Source organism: Curtobacterium sp. B18 (genome assembly GCF_000333375.1).
Classification (GTDB): domain Bacteria; phylum Actinomycetota; class Actinomycetes; order Actinomycetales; family Microbacteriaceae; genus Curtobacterium.
The window spans coordinates 1-22,991 of sequence record NZ_BACZ01000044.1; the positions used below are offsets into that span (position 1 = coordinate 1).

The 22,991-nt window shown below is 71.1% G+C and carries 16 protein-coding genes and 2 pseudogenes; 7 read left to right on the forward strand and 11 right to left on the reverse strand.

The genetic code is table 11. The features are described from left to right. The 4 genes from ctaD to I5E_RS01155 all read right to left on the reverse strand — a co-directional run. The coding region (ctaD, locus tag I5E_RS01140) for an aa3-type cytochrome oxidase subunit I (protein ID WP_022905379.1) at positions 1-1,720 on the reverse strand (1,720 nt) is incomplete at its 3' end. Positions 1,721-1,732: 12 nt separating this feature from the next. Next, a complete protein-coding gene (gene ctaC, locus I5E_RS01145) occupies positions 1,733-2,632 on the reverse strand; it encodes an aa3-type cytochrome oxidase subunit II (protein WP_022905380.1) in 900 nt (299 codons plus the stop codon). 258 nt (positions 2,633-2,890) lie between these two features. After that, positions 2,891-3,265, reverse strand: a complete 375-nt coding sequence (locus tag I5E_RS01150) for a HesB/IscA family protein (protein ID WP_022905381.1) — start codon at positions 3,263-3,265, stop codon at positions 2,891-2,893. 58 nt (positions 3,266-3,323) lie between these two features. After that, on the reverse strand, positions 3,324-4,769 hold the full coding sequence (locus I5E_RS01155; protein WP_022905382.1) for a dipeptidase: 1,446 nt from the start codon (positions 4,767-4,769) through the stop codon (positions 3,324-3,326). A 53-nt stretch (positions 4,770-4,822) separates the two neighbouring features. On the opposite strand from I5E_RS01155, the gene I5E_RS01160 reads away from it, so the two are divergent. Next, on the forward strand, positions 4,823-5,398 hold the full coding sequence (locus tag I5E_RS01160) for a DUF3043 domain-containing protein (RefSeq protein ID WP_022905383.1): 576 nt from the start codon (positions 4,823-4,825) through the stop codon (positions 5,396-5,398). Between the two features lie 621 nt (positions 5,399-6,019). Here I5E_RS01160 and I5E_RS01165 read toward each other — a convergent pair. The 3 genes and pseudogenes from I5E_RS01165 to hisD all read right to left on the reverse strand — a co-directional run bounded on the left by I5E_RS01165 (position 6,020) and on the right by hisD (position 8,894). Next, a complete protein-coding gene (locus I5E_RS01165) occupies positions 6,020-7,087 on the reverse strand; it encodes a quinone-dependent dihydroorotate dehydrogenase (RefSeq protein WP_416394454.1) in 1,068 nt (355 codons plus the stop codon). Between the two features lie 5 nt (positions 7,088-7,092). After that, positions 7,093-7,573 (reverse strand): annotated as a pseudogene (gene nrdR, locus I5E_RS20850) (transcriptional regulator NrdR). Positions 7,574-7,585: 12 nt separating this feature from the next. Continuing rightward, positions 7,586-8,894: pseudogene (hisD, locus tag I5E_RS20855) on the reverse strand (histidinol dehydrogenase). Positions 8,895-8,947: 53 nt separating this feature from the next. Here hisD and I5E_RS20860 point away from each other — a divergent pair. The 5 genes from I5E_RS20860 to I5E_RS22415 all read left to right on the forward strand — a co-directional run bounded on the left by I5E_RS20860 (position 8,948) and on the right by I5E_RS22415 (position 15,681). Next, positions 8,948-10,300, forward strand: coding sequence for a rhamnosyltransferase WsaF family glycosyltransferase (locus I5E_RS20860; protein WP_022905385.1), 1,353 nt, complete (start codon positions 8,948-8,950; stop codon positions 10,298-10,300). Then, entirely contained in the window at positions 10,297-11,742 is a 1,446-nt protein-coding gene (locus I5E_RS22410; protein WP_022905386.1) for a glycosyltransferase family 2 protein, read from the forward strand. Before I5E_RS20860 ends, I5E_RS22410 begins: the two co-directional genes overlap by 4 nt. Beyond that, on the forward strand, positions 11,742-14,342 hold the full coding sequence (locus I5E_RS01190) for a glycosyltransferase family 2 protein (RefSeq protein ID WP_022905387.1): 2,601 nt from the start codon (positions 11,742-11,744) through the stop codon (positions 14,340-14,342). The genes I5E_RS22410 and I5E_RS01190 overlap by 1 nt, the downstream gene beginning before the upstream one ends. A 102-nt stretch (positions 14,343-14,444) precedes the next feature. Next, positions 14,445-14,600: a hypothetical protein gene (locus I5E_RS25075; protein WP_022905388.1), complete on the forward strand. Its 156-nt coding sequence runs from the start codon at positions 14,445-14,447 to the stop codon at positions 14,598-14,600. Positions 14,601-14,622: 22 nt separating this feature from the next. After that, positions 14,623-15,681, forward strand: a complete 1,059-nt coding sequence (locus tag I5E_RS22415; RefSeq protein WP_022905389.1) for a glycosyltransferase — start codon at positions 14,623-14,625, stop codon at positions 15,679-15,681. Positions 15,682-15,690: 9 nt separating this feature from the next. On the opposite strand, the gene I5E_RS20875 is transcribed toward I5E_RS22415, so the two are convergent. The 4 genes from I5E_RS20875 to I5E_RS01220 all read right to left on the reverse strand — a co-directional run bounded on the left by I5E_RS20875 (position 15,691) and on the right by I5E_RS01220 (position 21,282). Continuing rightward, a complete protein-coding gene (locus I5E_RS20875; protein ID WP_187290436.1) occupies positions 15,691-16,674 on the reverse strand; it encodes an acyltransferase family protein in 984 nt (327 codons plus the stop codon). A gap of 64 nt (positions 16,675-16,738) precedes the next feature. Then, a complete protein-coding gene (locus tag I5E_RS22420) occupies positions 16,739-17,407 on the reverse strand; it encodes an SGNH/GDSL hydrolase family protein (RefSeq protein ID WP_187290437.1) in 669 nt (222 codons plus the stop codon). A gap of 47 nt (positions 17,408-17,454) precedes the next feature. Then, positions 17,455-19,542: an acyltransferase family protein gene (locus I5E_RS01215; protein WP_042723453.1), complete on the reverse strand. Its 2,088-nt coding sequence runs from the start codon at positions 19,540-19,542 to the stop codon at positions 17,455-17,457. A 24-nt stretch (positions 19,543-19,566) separates the two neighbouring features. Next, positions 19,567-21,282 carry a glycosyltransferase family 2 protein gene (locus I5E_RS01220; protein ID WP_083857817.1) on the reverse strand — a complete coding sequence of 572 codons (1,716 nt, stop codon included), beginning with the start codon at positions 21,280-21,282 and terminating at the stop codon, positions 19,567-19,569. Between the two features lie 96 nt (positions 21,283-21,378). Here I5E_RS01220 and I5E_RS01225 point away from each other — a divergent pair, with 96 nt between their 5' ends. Then, the gene (locus I5E_RS01225; RefSeq protein WP_022905394.1) at positions 21,379-22,983 is read left to right on the forward strand and encodes an endonuclease/exonuclease/phosphatase family protein; all 1,605 of its coding nucleotides are present in this window, start codon (positions 21,379-21,381) and stop codon (positions 22,981-22,983) included. Positions 22,984-22,991: the final 8 nt, after the last annotated feature.

The window sequence follows — 22,991 nt, forward strand, 5'->3', positions numbered from 1 at the left end:
CGGCGTCGTAGGTCGGGGCGTCGGGGGCGTCCTTCGCCGGGCCCACACCGATCGGCACACCGGCCTCGGGGTGGTTCAGGTCGAACGCCGGCGACTCCGAACGGATGCGCGGGATCGACGTGAAGTTGTGCCGCGGCGGCGGGCAGCTGGTCGCCCACTCGAGCGAACGGCCGTAGCCCCACGGGTCGTTCACGGCGACCTTCGGTGCGTTCCGGGCGGTCACGTAGACGTTGAAGATGAACGGCAGGAACGAGATCGCGAGGATCATCGAGCCGATCGTCGACAGCTGGTTCATCCAGGTGAACCCGTCGTTCGGCAGGTACGTCGCGTACCGACGCGGCATGCCGATGACGCCCAGCCAGTGCTGGATGAGGAACGTCGTGTGGAATCCGATGAACAGGAGCCAGAAGTGGATCTTGCCGAGACGCTCGTTGAGCATCTTGCCGGTCCACTTCGGCCACCAGAAGTAGAACCCGGCGAACATCGCGAACACGACGGTGCCGAAGACCACGTAGTGGAAGTGCGCGACGACGAAGTACGAGTCGGACACGTGGAAGTCGAGCGGCGGCGACGCCAGGATCACACCGGTGAGACCACCGAACGTGAAGGTGATGAGGAAGCCGACCGACCAGAGCAGCGGGGTCTCGAAGGTCACCGAGCCGCGCCACATCGTGCCGACCCAGTTGAAGATCTTCACGCCGGTCGGGACCGCGATGAGCATCGTCATGAGCGAGAACCACGGGAGCAGGACGCCACCGGTGACGTACATGTGGTGCGCCCACACCGTGACCGAGAGGGCCGCGATCGAGATGGTCGCGTAGACGAGGGTCTTGTACCCGAAGATCGGCTTGCGGCTGAACACCGGGAAGACCTCGGAGACGATGCCGAAGAACGGCAGCGCGATGATGTACACCTCGGGGTGGCCGAAGAACCAGAAGAGGTGCTGCCAGAGGAGCGCCCCGCCGTTCGCCGGGTTGAAGATCTGCGCGTTGAACACGCGGTCGAGACCGAGGCCGAAGAGCGCCGCCGCGAGGACCGGGAAGGCCATCAGCACGAGCAGGGCCGTGACGAGGGTGTTCCACGTGAAGATCGACATGCGGAACATGGTCATGCCCGGTGCACGCATCGTGATGATCGTGGTGATGAAGTTCACCGCGCCGAGGATCGTCGAGAAGCCGGTCATGCCGAGGCCGAAGACCCAGAGCGTCCCGCCGAGGCCGGGTGTGAACGTCGTGTCACTCAGTGGGGCGTAGGCGAACCAACCGAACGATGCGGCACCCTGCGGGGTGAGGAAGCCGCCGACCGCGATGAGCGCGCCGAAGACGTAGAGCCAGAACGCGAAGCCGTTGAGACGCGGGAACGCGACGTCGGGGGCACCGATCTGGAGCGGCATGATCGCGTTCGCGAAGCCCGAGAACAGCGGCGTCGCGAAGAGCAGCAGCATGATCGTGCCGTGCATCGTGAAGAGCTGGTTGTACTGCTCCTTCGTCGCGACCACGTGCAGCCCGGGCTCGAAGAGCTGGGCGCGGATGACCAGGGCCATCACACCCGCGAGCAGGAAGAAGATGAACGACGCGATCAGGTACATGTACCCGATGGTCTTGTGGTCGGTGGACGTGATCCACCGGACGATGATGTTGCCCTTGCGGCCGACTCTCGACGCCTGGAAGTCCAGGGTCGTGGAGCCTGCCGCCGGCTGGCCGACGAGCGACGTGGTCATCTGACGGAGCCCCTACTCGTTCTCGGACGCCGTCACGGGCGCCTTGTTGTTCGGTTCGTTCGTGTTGGTGTTGTACTCGTTGCCGAGCAGACCCACCTTGCCCTGCTTCTCGAGCGAGTCGAGGTACTCCTGGTACTCGGTCGGCGTGACGACCTTCACCTGGAAGAGCATGAGCGAGTGGTACTCACCGCAGAGCTCCGCGCACTTGCCCTGGTAGGTGCCGAGCTTCTCCGGGATGAAGTACTCGTCGTTCTGCTTCCCGGGGATCATGTCCTTCTTGTAGAGGAAGTCGATGATCCAGAACGAGTGGTTGACGTCGCGCGAGGAGAGCTCGATGTGGACCTTCTTGCCCTTGGGCAGGTAGAGGGTCGGGAGCTGCGACTCGTCGATCGCGCCGTTCGCGTTCTCTTCTTCCTGGGCCTGGATGCCCTGGTAGTAGACGCTCTTGGACTTGTCGTCCTCGTTGATGTAGTTGAAGTCCCACGCCCAGCGCTTGCCGTAGACGTGGATGGTGGCGTCGGCGTTCTTGAACGGCTGCTCGATCGCGGTCTGGTCCTTCGCGGTGAAGGCGAAGAAGCCGAGCACGAGGATGAGCGGCACGATCGTGTAGAAGATCTCGAGCGGCATGTTGTACCGCATCTGCACCGGCAGGCCGGTCTGGCCCTTGCGGCGGCGGTAGACGATCGCTGCCCAGATGATGAGGCCCCACACGATCAGACCGACGGCGAGGAGCACGACCCAGCTGGTGGTCCACAGGCCGACGATGCGGCTCGTGTGGTTGGTGACGTCCTTCGTCTCCTCCGTGCCGGGGAGCCATCCGTTCAGCTGCTGCTGCGTGCAACCAGCCAGTGCGATGACCAGACCGACGGCCACCGGGACGGCCGCCCAACGTATACGGCGATTCGAACGCACTGTTACCTCTCGGAAGAACGTGAAACCGGAGCAGGCCGCGACGTGAAGGTCGCGCATGGCTCGCTCCCAGCTTGGTTGGAACACTCCTAGCTTACTCGCAGCTCGGGGCCGCTCGCGCACACGCGACACACCTCGGGCCGCTATCCGCAACGGCCCAGGACGGGTTTTCCCTGGTCGTGCCGCATGCCGCGCCCGGGAACGAACGAGCGGGGAGCGACCGTGTCGGTCACTCCCCGCTCGTGTCGGGTCGACGGGTGCTCAGTGGAAGCTGTCACCGCACGCGCAGCTGCCCTGCGCGTTGGGGTTGTCGATCGTGAAGCCCTGCTTCTGGATGGTGTCCTCGAAGTCGATCGAGGCACCGTCGAGGTACGGCACGCTCATCTTGTCGACGACGACCTCGACGCCGCCGTCGAACTCGGCCGTGGCGTCGCCGTCGAGCAGGCGCTCGTCGAAGTAGAGCTGGTAGATCAGGCCCGAGCAGCCACCGGGCTGCACGGCCAGACGCAGACGGAGGTCGTCGCGACCCTCCTGCTCGAGGAGGCTCGCCACCTTCGCCGCGGCCGCGTCGCTGAGCAGGACGCCGTGCGACGGCGCCTCGGTCGTCGGTGCGTTGTCGGTGATGGTGTCGCTCATCCGCGCGTCTCCCTCCGTGCGGTGTCGATCACCGCGCTCGGATCGATTGTAAGCACCGTCAGCCGCGAGTCGCGAGACGCGCCAGCAGGATCGTCTCCGAGGCGATGGCCCGGTGCAGGACGCCGAGGTGCTGCGACTCGTTCGGGCTGTGCGCCCGGGTGTCCGGGTCCTCGACGCCGGTGACCAGGATCTGCGCGTCCGGGAACTGCGCGGCGAGGTCCGACACGAACGGGATCGACCCGCCGATGCCCTGCTCGACCGCCTCGTTGCCCCAGCCCTCGCGCATGGCGACCCGCGCCTCCTGGACGGCCCAGCCGGCGGTGTCCACGAGGAAGCCGTCGCCGGCGTCCGGCTCGGTGATCTCGAGGCGCGCGCCGAACGGCACGTGCGCGCGCAGGTGCCGTTCCACGGCCGCGTACGCGTCGGTCGCGGCCTGCCCGGGCGCGACGCGCACCGACACCCGCGCCGAGACCGTCGGCAGCAGCGTGTTCGACGCGTTCGCGACGCTCGGGACGTCCATGCCCGTGACCGTGATCGACGGCTGGAACCACATGCGGGACAGGACCTCGCCACGGCCGACGGGACGCACGCCCGGCAGCAGTGCGGCGTCGGCGGCGAGCTCGTCCTCGGTCCGCGTCGGCACGTCGGCCTCGTAGGCAGTGAGGCCCTCGACCGCCACGGCACCGTCGTCGTCGTGCAGGGAGGCGAGCAGCCGCACCATCGGGATCATGGCGTCCGGAGCCGCTCCCCCGAACATGCCGCTGTGGCTCGCGTGCTCGAGTGTCGTCAGCGTCAGCTTGAAGGTGACGTTGCCGCGGAGGGACACCGTGATCGACGGGACCTCGGTCGACCAGTTGTCGCTGTCCGCGACCACGATGACGTCGGCGGCGAGGTGCTCCTGCTGCTCGCGGAGGAACGTCCGGAACGACCGGGAGCCGAACTCCTCCTCGCCCTCGATGAACAGGACCACGCCGAGGTCCAGGTCGTCGCCGAACCGGGCGTGCAGCGCCCGGAGCGAGGCGATGTGGGTCATCACCCCGGCCTTGTCGTCCGAGGCGCCGCGCCCGTACAGGCGGTCGCCGCGCAGGGTCGGCTCGAAGGGCGGCGTCTCCCAGAGCGCGTCGTCGCCCTGCGGCTGGACGTCGTGGTGGGCGTAGAGCATCACGGTGGGCTTGCCGTTCCGGGCCGGGCGCACCGCGAGGACGGCGGGCTGACCGAGCTCGCCGCCGGCGGCCTCGACCGTCGTCGTGTCCCCCTCGACCGCCGACCGGACGATCCGGACGGCGTCGTCCGCGAACACGCCCGTCGACCGCGCCAGGTCCGCGACGGCCTCGGCGCTGGCCCGCACGTTCGCCGGGTCGAAGGCCGACCAGGACACCGACGGGAGCCGCACGAGGGCGGACAGGTCGGCGATCGTCGTGGGCAGCGATCCCTGCACGTGTTCGCGGAGGGCGTCGAGGAGTGCGGGGTCGGTGGCGGCGGCGTGCTGGTCGGTGTCGGTCATGTCCCGTAATCTAGAGGACGATCCAGCACGCAGACCGCAGTCAGGAACGCACCGTGGCGAAGGCAGCCCCCAAGACCAACACGACCGTCAACCCGTCCGAGGCCGAGCTCCTCGAACAGGGGAAGGGCCGTCCGACGCCGACCCGTCGCGAGCGCGAGGCGGCCAACCGCCGTCCGATCGTGGGCGGCTCCGCCGAGGACAAGAAGGCCGCTCGTGCCCGCCTCGCGAACGAGCGCGAGAAGGCCCGGGTCGGCATGGCCAACGGCGAGGAGCGCTACCTGCCGGCGAAGGACCGCGGCGAGCAGCGTCGGTTCGTCCGGGACTGGATCGACGCCCGCTGGAACGTCGGCGAGATCATGATGCCGGTGCTCGTGCTGTTCCTCATCGTCGGGTTCGCCGCCTCGCAGACCGTCATCGCGTCGTACTCGCTGCTGCTCGTCTGGGCGTTCGTGGCGCTCTTCGTGCTCGACTGCCTCGTGCTCTGGCTGTCCTTCCGCAAGAAGCTGACGGCCAAGTTCGGCACGATGCAGCGCGGGACGTTCCTCTACATCCTCACGCGTGCGTGGCAGCTGCGCTTCCTGCGCCTGCCGAAGCCGCAGGTCAAGCGCGGGCAGTACCCCACCGTCTGACCCCTCCACGAAGCGCCGTCCGGTCCGCCGGACGGCGCTTCGTCGTGCGGGCAGTGGGTCGGATGCGGGCGCGGGCCGCGGGCGCCTGCTCGGCGGGCCCGGCGCGCCCCCGCCGAGCGGGCGAAATACGTCACGCTCGCGGCCTCCAGGCGGCAGTTCTCGCCCGCTCGCCGAACCTGAGCGGCACGTCGTGCCCACTCGCCCCGCCCGCACGTCGAACGTGAGCGGCAGTTCCCGCCCGCTCGACGAACGCGAGCGGCACGTCGTGCCCACCGTGCCCACTCGCCCCGCCCACTCGCCGAACGCGAGCCGCGCATCGCGCTGCCGACCACCTGCGGATCGACGCGCCGACCACCCACCGGACTGGAGGCGCGGTGCACCCCCGCCCCGCGCCTCCAGTCCGTCAGGCGCGCGCCGCGGGCTCGGGACCCGTCCGATCCGCACCGGCGAAGTCGCGAGAAGTGCCGCTCCGCGGCGCGCGCGACGGCACCTTGCGCGACCTCGCGGCAGCGCACGCGGCGTGTCGTGCGACCTCGCGGCAGCGCGCGCGGCGTGTCTCGCGACCTCGAAGACGGAGGTGCGACCTCGCGCGGCGGGACGCGACCGCGCCCCGACCGGCGCTCAGCGCGCGGCGCGCCGCAACCGCCGGCGCCGCAGCCGGTTGATCCGCGCGGCCCAGGTCGGCCCCTCGTAGAGGAACGCCGTGTAGCCCTGCACGAGGGTCGCCCCCGCGTCGATCCGGTCCTGCACGTCCTGCTCGCTCGTGACGCCCCCGACCGCGATGACGCAGAAGTCCTCGGGGACGGCGGCGCGGACGCGACCGAGGACCTCGAGGGAGCGGGCGGCGACCGGTGCGCCGGACAGTCCCCCGGCACCCATCGCCTCGACCTCCGCCGCGGGGGTCCGGAGTCCCTCGCGCGAGATGGTGGTGTTGTTCGCGATGATCCCCGCGAGCCCGATCGACACCGCGAGTCCGGCGATCGCATCGATCTGGTCGTCGGTGAGGTCCGGCGCGATCTTCACCAGCACCGGGGTCTTGCCGGCGGCGTCGCGCACGGCGGTGAGCAGCGGGCGGAGCTGGTCGAGTTCCTGCAGACCGCGGAGTCCCGGGGTGTTCGGCGAGCTGACGTTGACCGCGAGGTAGTCGGCGAACGGTGCGAGCCGCCGGGTGGACTCGAGGTAGTCGTCCACCGCGTCCTCGACCGCGACGACCCGGCTCTTGCCGATGTTCACGCCGATGACGGGTCGACCGGGGTGCCGACGGGCGCGTTCGAGCCGACGGGCGGCCGCGGCGGCGCCGTGGTTGTTGAACCCCATGCGGTTGATGAGCGCGCGGTCCGGGATGAGCCGGAAGAGCCGGGGCCGCTCGTTGCCGGGCTGCGGCTTCGCCGTGATCGTGCCGACCTCGACGTGCCCGAAGCCGAGGACCCCGAGTCCGGCGATGCCACGAGCGTCCTTGTCGAACCCGGCGGCGAGGCCGAAGCGGGACGGGAAGTGGATCCCCATCGTGGTCACGCCGTCGGCGGCCGAGGGGCGGCAGTACTGCTCGACGACCCGACCGAGGACGGGGACGCGCGGCAGCCACTTGATCACCGCGAAGGCGATGTGGTGCGCGCGCTCGGGGTCCATGTTGGCGAACACCGAGCGGAAGACGACGGCGTACCCGTTCCGGACGACCCGCTCGGCGATGCCGCTCACGCGTCGGCCCCGGCCGGGCTGGTGGTGCCGTGGTGGTCGAGGCGGAGCTGGGTGATGGCGTCCTCGAAGTCCTCGAGCGAGTCGAAGGCCTGGTAGACGCTCGCGAACCGCAGGTAGGCGACCTCGTCGAGCTCGCGGAGCGGTGCGAGGATCGCGAGACCGATGTCGTTCGCGTCGATCTGGCTCGACCCGGACGACCGCACGGTCTCCTCCACGCGCTGCGCCAGCACCGCGAGGTCGCCGTCGGTGACCGGGCGCCCCTGGCAGGCCTTGCGCACGCCGGAGACGATCTTGTCGCGGCTGAACGGCTCAGTGACCCCGTTGCGCTTCACCACGTTGAGCGAGGCGGTCTCGGTGGTCGAGAAACGGCGCCCGCAGGTTCGGGCACTGACGACGGCGACGGATGGAGGTTCCGTCGTCGCTCGTCCGGNAGTCGACGACGCGGGAGTCCGGGTGGCGGCAGAAGGGGCAGAACATGTCGTGCCCAGGCTACCGGTTCGTGCGCTCCGTCACGGCGGCGCCGTGCGCGGGGAGCTGCTCCTCGGTGGCGAGGGCGACGATGTGCGGCGCGACCTCGGCGAGGGCGTCGGGCGTGTACCGGACGACCTGCTGGGCCCGCAGGGAACGTCGAGGCGGACAGCCCGGACCCGAAGCGGGCCTGCCCGCCCGTGGGCAGGACGTGGTTCGACCCGGCGAGGTAGTCACCGAGGCTCACGGGCGTGCTCGGTCCGACGAACACCGCACCGGCGGCGTCGATGTCGGCGAGGACCGCGTCGTCGTCGGCGGTCTGGATCTCGAGGTGCTCGGGTCCGTACGCGTTGCTCACGGTCGCCGCGTCGGCGAGCGAGTCCACGAGCACGATCGCGGACTGCGGTCCGTCGAGCGCGACCTGGAGGCGCGACACGGTCCCGACGCGCGCCGCGCGTTCCGGGATGGCCGCCTCCACCGCGTCGGCGAACGCCGCGGACGTCGTCACGAGGACGGCGCCGGCCTGCTCGTCGTGCTCGGCCTGGCTGATGAGGTCGGCGGCGACGTACCCGGGGTCCGCGGTGTCGTCCGCGATCACGAGGATCTCGGTCGCGCCGGCCTCGGAGTCGATGCCGACCGTGCCCCGCACGATCCGCTTCGCCGCGGCCACGTAGTTGTTCCCGGGACCGGTGACGAGGTCGACCGGCTCGAGGCCGATCTCGCCGACACCGTGGGCCAGGGCGCCGACGGCTCCGGCGCCGCCCATGGCGTAGACCTCGTCGATGCCGAGGAGCCCGGCCGCGGCGAGGATCGTCGGGTGGACCGCGCCGCTGTGGTCGCGCTGCGGCGGCGACACGAGCGCAATCGACCGGACGCCGGCGACCTGCGCGGGTACGACGTTCATGACGACGCTCGAGGGGTAGACGGCCTTGCCGCCGGGCACGTAGAGCCCGACGCGGCGCATCGGCTGCCAGCGCTGGTGCACCTCGGCACCGTCGGCCAGGGTGGTGACGGACGCGGCGGGGACCTGTGCGGCACTCGCCGCCCGGACCCGGCGGATCGCCTCGTCGAGCGCCGTGCGGAGTTCCGGCGTCAGGCCGGCGACGGCCGCGGCGATCTCGGCCGCCGGGACCCGGACGTTCGCGGGCGCTCCCCCGTCGAACCGTTCGGCCTGGTCGCGCAGCGCCGACGCCCCGTGCTCGCGGACGGCGTCGACGAGCTCGCGGGCGGCGTCGACCGCGTGCGAGACGTCGCCGGTGGCGCGCGGCATGAGTCGGTGGAGTTCGGCGCGGGCGGGGAGCCCGCCGCGGAGGTCGATTCGCTGCATCATGAGGGTGTCGATCCTACCGATCGACGCCGTGTGGCCCAGTAACGTGAGGGTCGATGAACTTCGAGAAGGCACGACGCCTCGTCGGCGACCTCGTCCGTGTGAACGAGCGCTACGCCCGGGACGGCCACTACCGGAACGACGTCCGCGAGCGACTCGGGCGGACGGTGTCCCGCGTGGACGTCGGGGTGGCCCGGCGCGAGCGCGACCGTGCACCGCTGACCGCCCGCCCGTTCGAGGGCCTGGTAGAGACGAGCCTCGCGCTCGCCGGCATCCGGACGACCGACCGCGCGCCCGAGGTCGTGCTCGTGGTCGACGAGCTCCGCGAAGGTGCTGCCTTCGCCGGTGTGCAGACCGCACTGGCAGTGGCGCTCGCGCTCGGCGGACGGCTCGGCCGACCGGTCCGCGTGGTGATGGTCCGCTGGACCACGCCGGGCAACAGCGCCGCCGCGGCCGAGGCCCTCGTCGCCGACCGCTTCCCGGAGTCCCGCGTCGACGGCCGCCCGGGGGTCCGGGTGGTCCGCCGCGAGGACGTCCTCGACACCACGTTCGGCGACGACGACGTCTGGATCGCCACGCACTGGAAGACCGCGCACCCGATCGACGTCGCGGTCACCGCCGGGGTGATCGGCCGCGAGCGCGTCGTCTACCTCGTGCAGGACTACGAGCCCGGGTTCAGCCCGTGGTCGACGGAGTACGCCGTCGCCGCCTCCACCTACCGCGCCGGCTTCCGGATGCTCGTGAACTCGGAGCCGCTGCGCCGGTACCTCGCCGAGGTCGAGGCACTCGACGTGCCGCGCGAGCGCACCTTCGCGCCGCACCTGGACCTCGAGCTGCTCGACCGCGTCGCCGAGGCACGCCGGCACGAGGACGTCGTGCGCGTGCTCTTCTACGGTCGTCCGAGCAAGCACCGCAACCTGTTCCGACTCGGTGTCGCCGCGCTCCGGGTGGCGGTCCAGGAGCTCGCCGCCGACGGCCTGCGGGTCGAGTTCCACTCGGCGGGCGAGCAACACGGTGACGTCGAGCTCGACGGCGGCCGCGGCGACGTGAAGCTCGTCAGCCACGGCACGATGCCGTGGGACGACTACTTCCGCTTCATCGCGTCGACCAACGTCGTGCTGTCGCTGCAGCACAGCCCGCACCCGAGCCACCCGCCGTTCGACGGTGCGATCTCGGGGGCCCGTGTCGTCACCAACGAGTTCCGGGACACCCGCGCGCACCTGCACCCGAACCTGACGGCCGTGCCCGCCGACGCCCGGTCCCTGGGGCTCGCCGTCGCCGACGCGGTCCGGCGGGCGGCGGCCGAGGGGCCGACCGGTGCCGTCCCGCTCGCCGACGGCGCGCTCGGGGGTCCGCTCGACGCGGCCGTCGACGCACTCGCCACCAGCCTCGAGGAGCCCTCCGCATGACCCGCACCACCCTCGTCGTCGTCCCGGTGTACGGCGATCTCGAGTCCCTGCTCCGCTGCGTGGACGGGCTGGTCGAGCACCTCGACACGGACCGCCACCGCGTGCTGCTCGTCAACGACTGCGGCCCCGACGCGGACGCGATCGAGACCGCCCTGCTCGGGCGCATCGCTGACCGCCCCGGCTTCCGGTACGAACGCAACGACCACAACCTCGGGTTCGTCGGGACCTGCAACCGCGCCGTGACCGAGCTCGACGCGGGCGCCGACGGCGACGCGGTCCTGCTGCTGAACAGCGACGCGGTCCCCACCGCCGGCTTCCTCGACGCGATGCTCGCCGTCCTCGACGAGGACCGCACCGGCGTGGTGACCGCCAGGAGCGACAACGCGACGATCGCGAGCATCCCGTACCGGCTGACGAACCGCGGCGCGGCGCGGACCGAGGCACGGACCCGCGCGGTGTGGGACGCGATCGCACCGCTGCTGCCGGCGTCGCAGGTGCTCCCCGTCGCGATGGGCTTCTGCTTCCTGACCCGGCGCGAGCTCGTCACCGAGCACGGCCTGTTCGACGAGGCGTTCGCCCCCGGGTACGGCGAGGAGAACGACTACTGCCTCCGCATCGCCGCGCACGGCTGGCTCGCGAAGATCGCGAACCGGGCACTCGTCCTGCACGCCGGCGGGAAGAGCTTCGCCGGCAACCGGTCCGCGCTGCGCGCCGCCCACCAGCGCGAGCTCGAGCGCCGCTACCCCTTCCTGCCGGACGCGGTCGCCGCCTACCAGCGGCACGGCACGACGGCGACCGAGCGGTTCGCCGACGTGCTCGTCCCCGCGGGACCCGCCGCGCGGCTGGCGGTCGACCTGCGTCACGTCGAGGACGCCGCGGGGCTGGCCCGGCGGATCGACGCGGCCTTCGGGGACGGCTTCGCCCTGGAGGCGCGGCTCCCCGCTGGCACGCCGGCCCCGGACGGCTGGACGGTCACCACCGACGACCCGGACCCGGACGACCTCGTCACCGTGCAGGTGCTGGTCGACCCGACACCGGCCGACCTCGTCACGGCGAACCGCCGCGCCGCCTTCTGGGTCGTCGTCGAGACCGGCGTCGCGTCCGTCCCGTGGTCGTCCGCGCCGTACCGCGCCGGGTCGGACCGCGTCGACGCCCTCGTCCGCCCGTTCGCGGACGTGGTGGGCCCGGAGGAGCTGGAGAGCGCCCGCGAGGGCGTGGAGCACAGCATGCTCGCCCCGCTCGAGGGCACCTCTGCCCACCTCGAGCGGCGCTGGGCGGCACTGCTCCCCCTCGACCTCGCTGTCGCCGAGGTCGGCGCACGCGGCGCCGCCACCGAGGTCGCGCGACTCCGCCGGGAGCTCGAGGACCTGCGCACGAGCCGGTCCTTCCGCACCGGTCAGGCGATCGCCAAGGTCGCCGCACGACTGCCGGGGCGTCGCTGATGGCCGACCGGAGCGGCATCGGACGCATCACCCGGCGACTCGCACGCGGGCTGCGGGGCCCCGAGAAGCCGCTTACCGTCACGGACCGGCTCGACCGGTGGGCGCGGCGCATCGGCGAGTTCGGCGTGCTCGACCGCCCGTACCTCGAGGCCCAGACCGGGCGAACGTTCGCCACCGACGACGAGGCGATCGCCTTCTACGTGCACAACGACGGGCAGCGGGGGCTCTCGCTCAGCCCCCTCGTGGAGCACGAGTGGATGCGCGAGCACCAGCCGGTGCCCGCGATGTCCTGGTACGACGCACTGCACCAGGAGGGGCCGGAGCTCTTCCAGACCGGACCGCTCTTCGACGCCGCGGCGTACGCGGCGTCGCTGTCGGCGGCCGACCGACCGGCGTCCACGCTCGATGCGCTCCGCCACTTCCTGCGGAACGCGACCGACGAGACCACGCTCCCCGTGCCTCCAGGCCGTCGCGGACCCGCGCCGACCTGGGCCGCCGTCCGCGAGTCGGCCACGGTTGCGGCTCGCGAGTTCGCCGCGGCCCAGCACCGGACCCGGCGTCGCTACCGGGCGACGTGGGACGGACCGGAGACCGCCGAGGTCCTCGCACGGTACCCGCGCGGGGCCGCCCGCCGCGAGGCCGAGCAGCCGCTCGTCTCCGTCGTGATGCCGGTGCACCGCCGGGCCGACGTCGTCGGCGCGGCCATCGCGTCCGTGCGCGCCCAGCAGCACGCCGCGTGGGAGCTCGTGCTCGTCGACGACGGGTCGGGTGACGACACGGTCGACGTCGTGCGCCGGGCCGCGGTCGACGAACCGCGCATCCGCCTCATCGAGCGCGAGAACGGCGGCGCCGGTGCCGCACGCAACACCGGGCTGGCCGCCGTGCGCGGCGACTTCGTGGCGTTCCTCGACGCGGACAACACCTGGCGGCCCGAGCACCTCGCCGTCGCGGTGTCGGCGCTGCTCGAGACGGACGGTCCCGGGGTGCACACCGGCGTGCGGATGATCGGTGCGAACAACGCCGACGACTCCACCGCGCCGGTCGAGACGTACCGCGGCGAGGACGGCACCCTCGACGACCTGTTCGCCGGGAACTTCATCGACCTCAACGCCCTCGTCGTCCGCCGGGACGTCGCCGCCGCCGTCGGCCCCTTCGACGAGACGCTCCGGCGGTGGATCGACTGGGAGTGGCTGCTCCGCATCGGGAAGCGCTTCGGCGTCCCCGCGTACGTCCCCGTGATCGGCGTCGACTACGACAACGTCCGCGACCCGCGGCGGGTCTCGTCCGCGCAGCCAGCGTCGTGGCAGGAGGTCGCGCTCGCGCGGCACCGCATCGACTGGGACGCCCTCGCCGCGGCGGCGCCCACCCGCGACGCCGCCCTGGTGTCCGTGGTCGTGCCCGTCTTCCGCGACTGGACGATGACCCGTCGGGCCGTCGACACCGTGCTCGGCGCGGCCGACCACGACGGCGACCGGGTCGAGGTCGTGCTCGTCGACAACGGGTCGCCGCGGTCCGTGTCGGCGATCCTCGGCGCGTGGTTCCGCGACGAGCCCCGTGTCGTGCTGCAGCGCGAGGACCGCAACCGCAACTTCGGGCTCGGCAGCGACCTCGGCCTCGCCCGTTCCGCCGGCGGCACCGTCGTCATGCTCAACAACGACACCGAGGTCACCACCGGGTGGCTCCGCCCGCTCGTCGCGGCGCTCGAGGACCGTGCCGTCCTCGGCGCGCAGCCGCTCCTCGTCTACCCGGACGGCGTCGTCCAGACCGCCGGCACCGTCTTCGGCGGCGACAAGGTGCTGCCCTGGCACTTCCTCGGCGACCACCCGCGCCACGACGCGTCCCGAGCCTTCGGCGCGACCGCCGGCGACCCGGGCTCCCCCGCCCGGTTCACCGCGATCACCGCCGCGGCGGCCGCCTTCCGGGCCGCCGACCTGATCCGCTGGCACGGGTTCGACCCCGTGTACGCGAACGGCCTCGAGGACGTCGACCTGTGCCTGCGGGCCATCGAGTCCTCGCCTGCCGGATCGGCCTTCGTCGTCGTGCCGGCGTCCGTCGTCGTCCACCACGAGAGCCGCACACCCGGCCGCGACGACGCCCGCGTCGACAACCGCCGGATCTTCGACGAGCGCTGGCGCGGTCGCTACCCGGCCGCCGACGCCGTCGACCGGTACGACACCGCCGGCCTCCGGTACCTCGGCGTCGAACCCGGGCTGCCGAAGGGCCACGACGTGCACGTCCGGTCGTCGCGGCCCGTCGTCGTCCGCGAGGAGGGGGCCGTCGGGCTCCGCGTCGCGATCAAGCACGACGGGACCCGCGTGGCGGACGTCACGGCGCTCGTCGCCGCACTGGAGGCCGCCGGCCACACCGCGGCGGTCGACATGCCGACGTCCTGGTACCGGGGGTCCAGCGGGATCGACGAGGTGACCGTGACCGTCGTCGGCGGTGGCTCGGCGTCCGGTCGCGCCGGTGCGTCGTTCGTGCCGCAGCCGGGCGCGCGGAACGTCGTCTGGGCCGCGCCGGGGCAGGTCGTGGCGGACGGGGACTTCGCGGTGGTCGTGCCGACGGGGGACGGGGCGGAGCAGGTGGTCCGGGCACTGTAGAGCCGAGGATCCGTCCTTTCTGGGGCCGTTTCTGCGGGCACGTTCACCGGCTTCCAAGCCAGACGCCGCCGTCTGTTCACGTTGGCGGAGCACGATGTCTGCATGTCGCTCCTCTCCGATGCCATGCGGTCGACCTTCACGACCAAGTGCTCCGTGTGCGGTGCCGTCATCCGGAGGCGCGACGCGCTCGCTCACGAGGGGCTGGCGTTCTGCTCGGTCCTGCACGAGGCCGAGTACATCGTCGCCACAGCGGACTGACGACTCCCCGTAGGATCGGGCGGTGCCCGATCGCTCCCTCGCGGTGTTCCCGGCCTACCGGGACAACCCGTACCTGAACCTCATGCTGCTGGCGCCGCGGGCGCGCGGCTGGAACGTCCTCGAGAGCACCCGCCTCGAGCAGCTCGAACAGCACCTCGGACGCCTCGGCGCCGGTGACGTGTTCCACATGCACTGGACCGCGCCGATCGTGCAGCGGACCGACGACGACCTCGCTGCGGCCGGCGCACGCCTCGACCGCTTCCGCACCGCTGTCGACGCGGCACGCGCCCGGGGCGCGCGGCTCGTGTGGACGATCCACAACGTCCTCCCCCACGACGCCCGGCACCTCGAGCTGGAAGTGACGCTCGACCGGTACCTCGCCGCCACCGCCGACGTCGTGCACGTGATGAACGCGGACACCGCCGCCGCCGTCGCCGTCGCGGAGCACTACACACTGGACCCGGACCGCATCGTCCGCATCCCCCACCCCAGCTACCAGGGCGTCTACCCGGCATCGGTCACGCGCTCCGAGGCGCGTGCGGCCCTCGGCCTGATCGACTCGGACCGGACCGTGCTCGCCTTCGGCCAGATGCGCCCGTACAAGGGCCTCGACGTGCTGGTCGACGCCGTCCGCCGGGTCCCGGCCGCGGACCGTCCGGTCCTGCTGCTCGCGGGCCGGACGTCGGACGCGGACCGGGCGTCGATCGACACCATGCTCGGCGACGACCTCCGAGCCGTCCGCGAACACGACCACGTCGGCGACATCGACGTGCAGCGGTGGTTCCGGGCTGCCGACGTGGCCGTCTTCCCGTACCGGCGCGTCCTCAACTCCGGCGCGCTGCACCTCGCGGCGTCGTTCGGCGTGCCGTCCGTCCTGCCCGACGAGCCGCACCTCCGCGCCGAGTTCGGGGACGAAGGGTGGGTGCGGTGGTTCGACGCCGGCGATGCGGCCGCGTCCCTCGCCGGGGTGCTCGCCGCCCCGGTCGAGGGTGCGCCGGGGGCCGAGGAGTTCAGTCGGCGGCTGGCGCCGTTCGGGCGGTCGAGGGACTACGCGCGGTTGTTGGACGAGGTCGCCCGGTAGCGGCTCCGCTCAGAAGAGCAGGCGTCTCGCCGGGCTGAGGCGGAGAACCAGCGCGACCAGGAGCGGCGCGAAGTAGGCGATCAGGAACGTCCACTTCGACGAGGGAAGACCGAGCCGCTCCGTGATGGCCAACGAGAGTGTGTGGGTCAGGATCATCGGGATCGCGCACGCTGCGACGGCGAAGACGACATTGCGCCCCCAGGCGGGGATGAAGCGTTCCAGGCCCTCGACGACGAGGAGCATGCCGCACGAGATCGCTGCGGCCATCAACACGCTCAGGACCGGCGTGCCGAGGTTGCCGGCCTTCATGTTGAGGGTGTCGAGCGCTCCCGACCAGCCCAGCCACCACGACGGTACGAAGAGCACGACCCCCACGAGCAGGGGATGCTCGATCGAGTCACGGTGACGGCGCAACGCCATGCCCACCAGCATGAACGCGAGCGCCGGCAACGCCATCCCTGCGGACTCCGGGATGTGCGCGATGGGGTACCGGTCCCCGATGCACCACGCGATCCCGATCCCCGCCGCGAACCAGGGCAGGAACGGGTGCAGTCGTTCGAGCCACCGCATCAGGACGGCAGCGACGAAGAGACAGGTCACGAACCAGAAAGCCGAGTACGGGCGCGAGATCCAGTCGCCGCCGAGCGGGAGGAGGGAGAGCGTCTTCGTGTCCGCGGGATCACCGACGGCTGCCCGGAACGCCGCCCAGATCACGGTCACGAGGACGAGCCAGCTGAGGTACGGCACGAGCAGGGTCCGAGCCCGCCGACCGAGTTCGTCACGTGTCGTGCGACCGGACTTCCACAGGTACCCGGTCAGGACGAAGAACACCGGAACGTGCCAGGTGTACAGGCCTGCTTGGGCGAAGTGGCGCTGGTCCCAGGTGTGACCAGCCACGATGGCGATGACACCGACGACACGGACGAGGTCGACCGCGACCGACCGGTCCGGTCGGCTCTGCCGGTCCGCGAGGTCGTCCGTGCGAGCCGTCATCGAGAGCATGCCTCATGCTATCGATCTGCGGACACTGCCCAGGACGCACGACCAGCGGGCACGATCACGACGGCGAGGCGGCCACCACGGAGAGGATGATGCTCCGGAAGGCGAGACCGAGACGTCGGTACTCGGCGGCGTCGGCCGGGTGCGTCCCGTCGGTGCTCACGCCGTTCGCCCAACTCGATCCCGACCTCGCGAAGGTCCACGGGTCGGCCCACCGCCATCCCTCCTGGACGACGAACTGCTGCAGTGCCCGCGAGTACTCGACCGCCTCGGTCGGCTTCCAGCGGTACGGCGGGAGGCCCGCCACGATGACCTGCCTCGCTCCGATCGTGTCGACGATCCGTTCGTAGGCCGGGCGTTCGTCGGCGAACGTCCGGCCGGTCCGGACCGCGTTCGTGCCGGCGAGGATGACGAGCACGTCCACGTTCTCGATCGGCTCGACGGCCGCGGCCATCTCGTCGGGTGTGGCCCCGGCACGAGCCCATCCACCTGCGAAGGCGATGCCGTCACCCTTCGCGTAGGTCATCCAGCTCTCGTCGTCGAGTCCGTTGCCGAGGAACCCGGATCGCCCCGCGCTCAGCGAGTCGCCGACCACCGCCACCCGGACATCCTGCCTCGGCACCACTTCAGCAGCCTGGGGTGCGGTCGGTTCGACGGTGAGGACGGGGACCGCGAATGCGGCGATCACCACGGCCAGGGAAGCCATGAGGAATCGAGGACGACGCACGGGTCGATTCTCCCTCACGCTCGGGTCGCTCCGATCATCACGGACGGTCATTCGACGACGCTGAGCGACCTCGTCCGGTCGAGCGCTTTCGCGAGCCACGGGCCCAACGAAGCGCTGTACGCGTTCGAGAGGTGTGAGCCGTCGAAGTAGACGGACACTCCACCGATCGCCGAGTAGCACCGGCCGTCGTGGCAGAACTCGGACTCGACGGGAACCCACCGAACCTCGTCGCCGTACCCGTCTGCGACGAGGAGCCGCTGCGGGAGTGACGTGGAGGCCGGAAGCGCATGCGTGACGTCGTTCGTGCACGATCGGCCCGCCGCGAGACAGGCCGGCCCGATGACCTTGTCCTCGAGGGTCTGGCCGGTCAGCGGCACGTGTTGCACCATCGTCACGCTCTTGTCCGCTCGGCGCACGCCGTCGATCAGCGCCGCGTAGCCGTCGGCCTGCGCCGAGTCGGGCCCCTCGAAGCGGTAGTTCGCCCACAGGTCGGCGAGGACCACGCGGTCAGCTCTGGGGACGAGCGTGTTCATGACCCAGTCGTTGCGCGCGGCGCACCACGCCTGCTGCTGGGTGGGGATGACGTCGCCGTAGGTCGTCCCCGTCGGAGCCGTCATGCTGGAAGGACACCGGTTCCGCGCGGCGACGATCACCTTGACGTGGTCGAGCTTGCCGGCGACGTCGAACGCCGTCGACCATGCGCCCGCGTGGGAATCGCCCCACAGGAGGATCGTCTCGGACGCTTCCCGGTCGCCGTACGTGCAGTACTTCTCGGTGTTCTCCGTGATGTCGTCGATGCAGTCGTCCTTCCAGACGAGCGGTTTGTCGGACAACGGAGCGGGCACGGCAGCACGATCGATGCGGCCCCACGGGTCGCTGCACGAGGCGTCGTCCAGCGCCGCGGCTCCGAAGCAGGACTCACCGCCCGTGACCTGGGCGAGCAACCTGTCGTCTTCTTCCTGCATCTTCGCGCTGGCGACGCTGACGGTGCCGAAGCAGCCCGCGACGAGCACCAGGAGCGCGGTCGCACCCGCGACGAAGCTGCGCCGACGACGACGGGTCAGGACGGCGCTGCGGCGCGCCGGCGTCTCGACGTACCGGTACGACGCCCACGCAAGGACCGCAGTGGCGGCGAGGACGACGAGCTTCAGGCGGAGCGTGAGGTCGGTCCCGAGTACCTGCGGGAGCAGGATGATGAGCGGCCAATGCCAGAGGTAGGCCGAGTACGACACGTCCCCGAGCCATCGGATCGGTCCGAACGACGCGAGGAACCCGAACGACCACGGCGAGTCAGCCGGCGCGCGGCCTGCGATCATCGCCGCAGCGCCGAGCGTCGGGAGCACGGCGGCCACACCGGGGAACGGTGTGTCGTCGGCGTACACGACGGCCGCGATCCCGATCGCGGCCAGACCGACCCACGGCAGCCACACACGCGTCCGACCCGCGAGCGCGGGGAGGAACGCGATGAGGGCTCCGACGGCGAACTGCCAAGCACGCGCTGCGGTGTCGAAGAACGCGACGTCCGGGTCGGTGCGTGTGTGGAGCACCCCCCATGCGAAGCTCAGCGCACCGATGCCGGCGATCGCGGCGACGAGCCAGGTACCACGTCGGCGTCCGATGAGGGCGATCGCGGTGAGCAGGACGAGGGGCCAGACGATGTAGAACTGCTCCTCGACGGACAAGGACCAGAAGTGCTGCAGCGCCGTCGGAGTGGAGCTGGCGTCGAGGTAGCTCACCGACTGGGCCGCGAGGAACCAGTTCTCGGAGAACAACGACGCCGCGAGGACGTTGGCCCCCGTCGCGCTCCACGAGGAGACCGGCAGGAAGACGAGCGTGAAGGCGAGGACGAAGACGAGCACGACGACCGCGGCCGGTGCGAGGCGGCGGATGCGTCGGGCGTAGAAGCCCACGAGCATGGGGACGGGGCGCTCCCGCTCGGCGGCCTTGATGATGTGACCGGTGATCAGGAATCCGGAGATCACGAAGAAGACGTCCACACCGACGTAGCCGCCGGGCAGTCGGTTCGGCCAGAGGTGGTAGAAGATCACCAGTGCGATCGCCACGGCGCGGATGCCTTGGATGTCCGCGCGGAGTCCTCGCTGGACTCGGTCGGCCCCGTCTCTCGGTCGATGCACCCGCCGATGCTACCGGAGGCTGACTCAGCTCCTGGAACCGCGCAGGCGCCCGAGTGCAGTCCGTGCCCTCCTCGCGAGGCTCGGCTCCGGTCGGCGATCGACGAGGAACCTCCAGCCGTCACGACGGTCGCTGAGGGGCTGGAGCAGGTGGGTCCCGTCGAGCGGCGGGATCGGCATCCGCGCAGTGACGAGCGGGACCTCGACCTCGACCGTCGACATCCTGAACCGCGCGGTCGCTGTCCAACGACCGGCCTGGAGCACCGAGGCATCGATCTGCGCGCGCCATCGACCGTCGTTCGACTCGAGGGGCACGATCTCCACGGACGACTCCGGACCGCGGAGGACCACCACTGCGCTGGGTGCCTGCTCGAGCGTGGGAGACGGTCCGAGAACGGTCAGGTCCCGCGTGGTCGGACGGACCTCGTCGATGACGATCGGCGCGTACCGGCGGAGGGCCGAGATGCGACGTACGGCCTCGGCGTCGCCCGCGACCACGGCGCAGGCGGTCGCATCGATGAGCTCGGACGAGTGGTCCAGCGCTCTCGCCGCCCCGGTGACGACTCGTGCGGCGCTCGTGACGAGGGCAGCGAGCTCCGAGATCGGCACCGCGTCGGCGGTGTGCAGGTACGCGCGGAGCAGGCCGTCCACGATGAGCCGCTGGGGATCGAGGGCGGACACGCGATCGGAGCCGACGAGCAGGGCGACGGCGTCCGTCCACTGCCGGAGCAGCGCCGCCGGGTCCGACGCGCGAGTGCGCGCCGCGCTCGCGAAGGCGACGGCGGCCCGAAGTTCATCAGCCCAGAGGAGCGCGAACAGCAGCCTCCGCTCCGGGGCGGCTCCGTCGAGCACGATGGGGTCGAGCTCCGCGAGGAGGGTCGCGATCGCGGCGCGTGCCGCGGGCGGAACGTCCTCGCCGTCCGGGATCTGCGCGAAGTAGCGGTCGACGTGGACCCACCCGTCCGCATCGACCACGAGCATCGACTGCTGGCCCACGAGCTCCGGTGCACTCGACCGGACGAGTCGCGCGCACGTCGTCTCCTCGCGGAGGTACTCGAGGAAGGCACGCTCGTCGGATCGGTTCGACATCGAACCGGCCTCGCCGCCCGCCCGATCGCGGTAGAGGTAGATGCAGTCCGGCACGACGTCGATGCTCGACGCCGTGAGCACCGCCCGGGTCATCGGCTCGATGTCGTCTGCGTGCCCGACATCCGGGAACCGCAGCGACGCCGCGTCCCAGAAGCTCCGCCGGAACATCCGATTCCAGCACGCGCGACCGGCGAGCAGACCCGGTACCCGATCGATGGTCGTCCGTTCCACCCCGGCATCGAACGAGTACCACCGCTGGGTCGGGCTCCACGTCCGCGTCGGTGAGAACTTGAGGTGATCGCCGATCACGATGTCGGAGCCCGAACGCTGCAGTGAGTCGAGCATCGCCCGGTACGCACCCGACGGGACGATGTCGTCCGCGTCGGCGAACACGAGGTACTCCCCTGCCGCGGCGTCGACGCCCGTGTTGCGGGCTGCGGCGCCCCCCGGTGCGCGGGACGGCATCAGCATGACCCTGCTGTCGCGCGCCGCGATCGACTCCACGATCCCGGGCGTCCCGTCACCCGACCGGTCGTCGACCACCAGCAGCTCCATCGAGTCGATGTGTTGGTCGAGGATGCTCTCGATCAGTTCGCCGATCCATGGGGCAGCGTCGTGCGCCGGGACGACGACCGAGAGCATCGGAGCAGGCATGTTCCCGGTCTTCCTCCTGGTCGTCCCCCGTTCGGCGGGTACCGCCCGGAGCCGGGACAGTCTAGCGTCGAGCGAAGATCAGGTCAGGGGGTCGAGTTGTCTCGACGTTGGATAGTCCGTGTCGCCGCCGTCGGCGCGCTCGCAGTCGCGTCGGTCGCGATCGCCGTACCCACACAAGCAGCCACGAAGCCCGCGCAGGTCACCGGCGTCGCGAAGGCGACACAGGACTGGGCCGGCAAGAGCGTCAAGATGACGTGGAAGGCCGTCCCGAACGCGACGTCCTACGTCCTGAAGTGGTCAACCCGATCGGACCTCGCGAGCCCGGTCTACCGGGACTCGTCTGTCGTCGGGGCCTGGATGACGAACCTCCGGCCGGCGACGACCTACTACGTCACGGTGGCTGCGAAGAACGGGACGACGGCCGGCTCCTGGGCGAAGACCGTCACCACGACGCTCCAACCGAACGCCGTCGCGACGTTCGGGACGATCACGGCGAAGCCCGCGCAGAACGGCGTGACGGTGTCCATCCCCGAGGTGGCGAACGCCAGCGACTACCAGGTCCGGTGGTCCGCCGGCCCGAACGAGAACCGGACGCCGGACCGTTGGGCGCCGCACTTCATTCCGTGGTCGTCGGCGTTCGACCCTGCCACGCGGACGTGGACGCTCCCGGCGTCGGACAGCGACCTCACGTCCGTGGCGTACGGCAACCCGATCTACGTCCGTGCGATGGCGCGGAACACCTACTTCAACTCGACCTTCGTCCGGAAGTCAGCGCAGGTCAGCGCCTGGCCCGTCCCGACCAAGCCGGTCTCGACGGACCTCCCGGTCCACCTGGCCAGCTACAACGTCCTGTGCTCGGGGTGCGAGACCGGCGGAACGCCGGGCTGGTCGACCCGCGCTCCGGCGATCGCCGCCACGATCAACGCGAAGGACCCCGACGTGCTCACGGTCCTCGAAGCGAGCGGGCCGTCCGGAGGATCCGGCTCCGCCCAGGCGTACCTGGACCTCGACCGCCGGCTTCCGAACCTGCAGCTCGTCGACAGTGCTCCGATGACGGTCAGCGCCTCGCACCAGGGCAACCGGATCCTCTACGACCCCTCGAAGTACACCGTCGTCGACCACGGGGTCCTCAGCGGCATCAAGGACTACGAGGTCTACCCGGCGTCCGCTGCGCCGGACACGAACACCCCCTGGGCGAAGCTCCGGTCGCGTGACGGCAGCGGCACCACCTTCATCGTGGTCGCCGCGCACTACGGGATCCCGTCGAGCTCCTACCCGCAGGCGCGCAAGACGCTCCTCGGCCAGAACTCGACACAGCTCCTCGCGGCGCTCGATCGCGTCAACCCGGCCAACGCGAACGGGAAGCGCCTCCCGGTGCTCCTGGGCGGCGACCTCAACGACAACCGCTACCCCGAGGACGCGATCGACGGCGCCCAGCCGACACTCGTCCGGGCCGGTTTCTACGACGCGTCGGCCTCGCAGCACCGCTACGGCACCGCGAAGACGACGTACAACAACTACCAGCCGCCGTCGAAGCAGGCAGACGACCCGAACAAGGACGGTCAGCGCATCGACTACATCCTGACGCAGGGGCTCCAGGGCAGCGACGAGTTCGTCAACAACTGGAACCCGGGAACGTCGGTCATCCCGTCCGACCACAACATGATCGAGACGAAGGTGCACGTCCCGGCCGTCCGGTGACCGTGCAC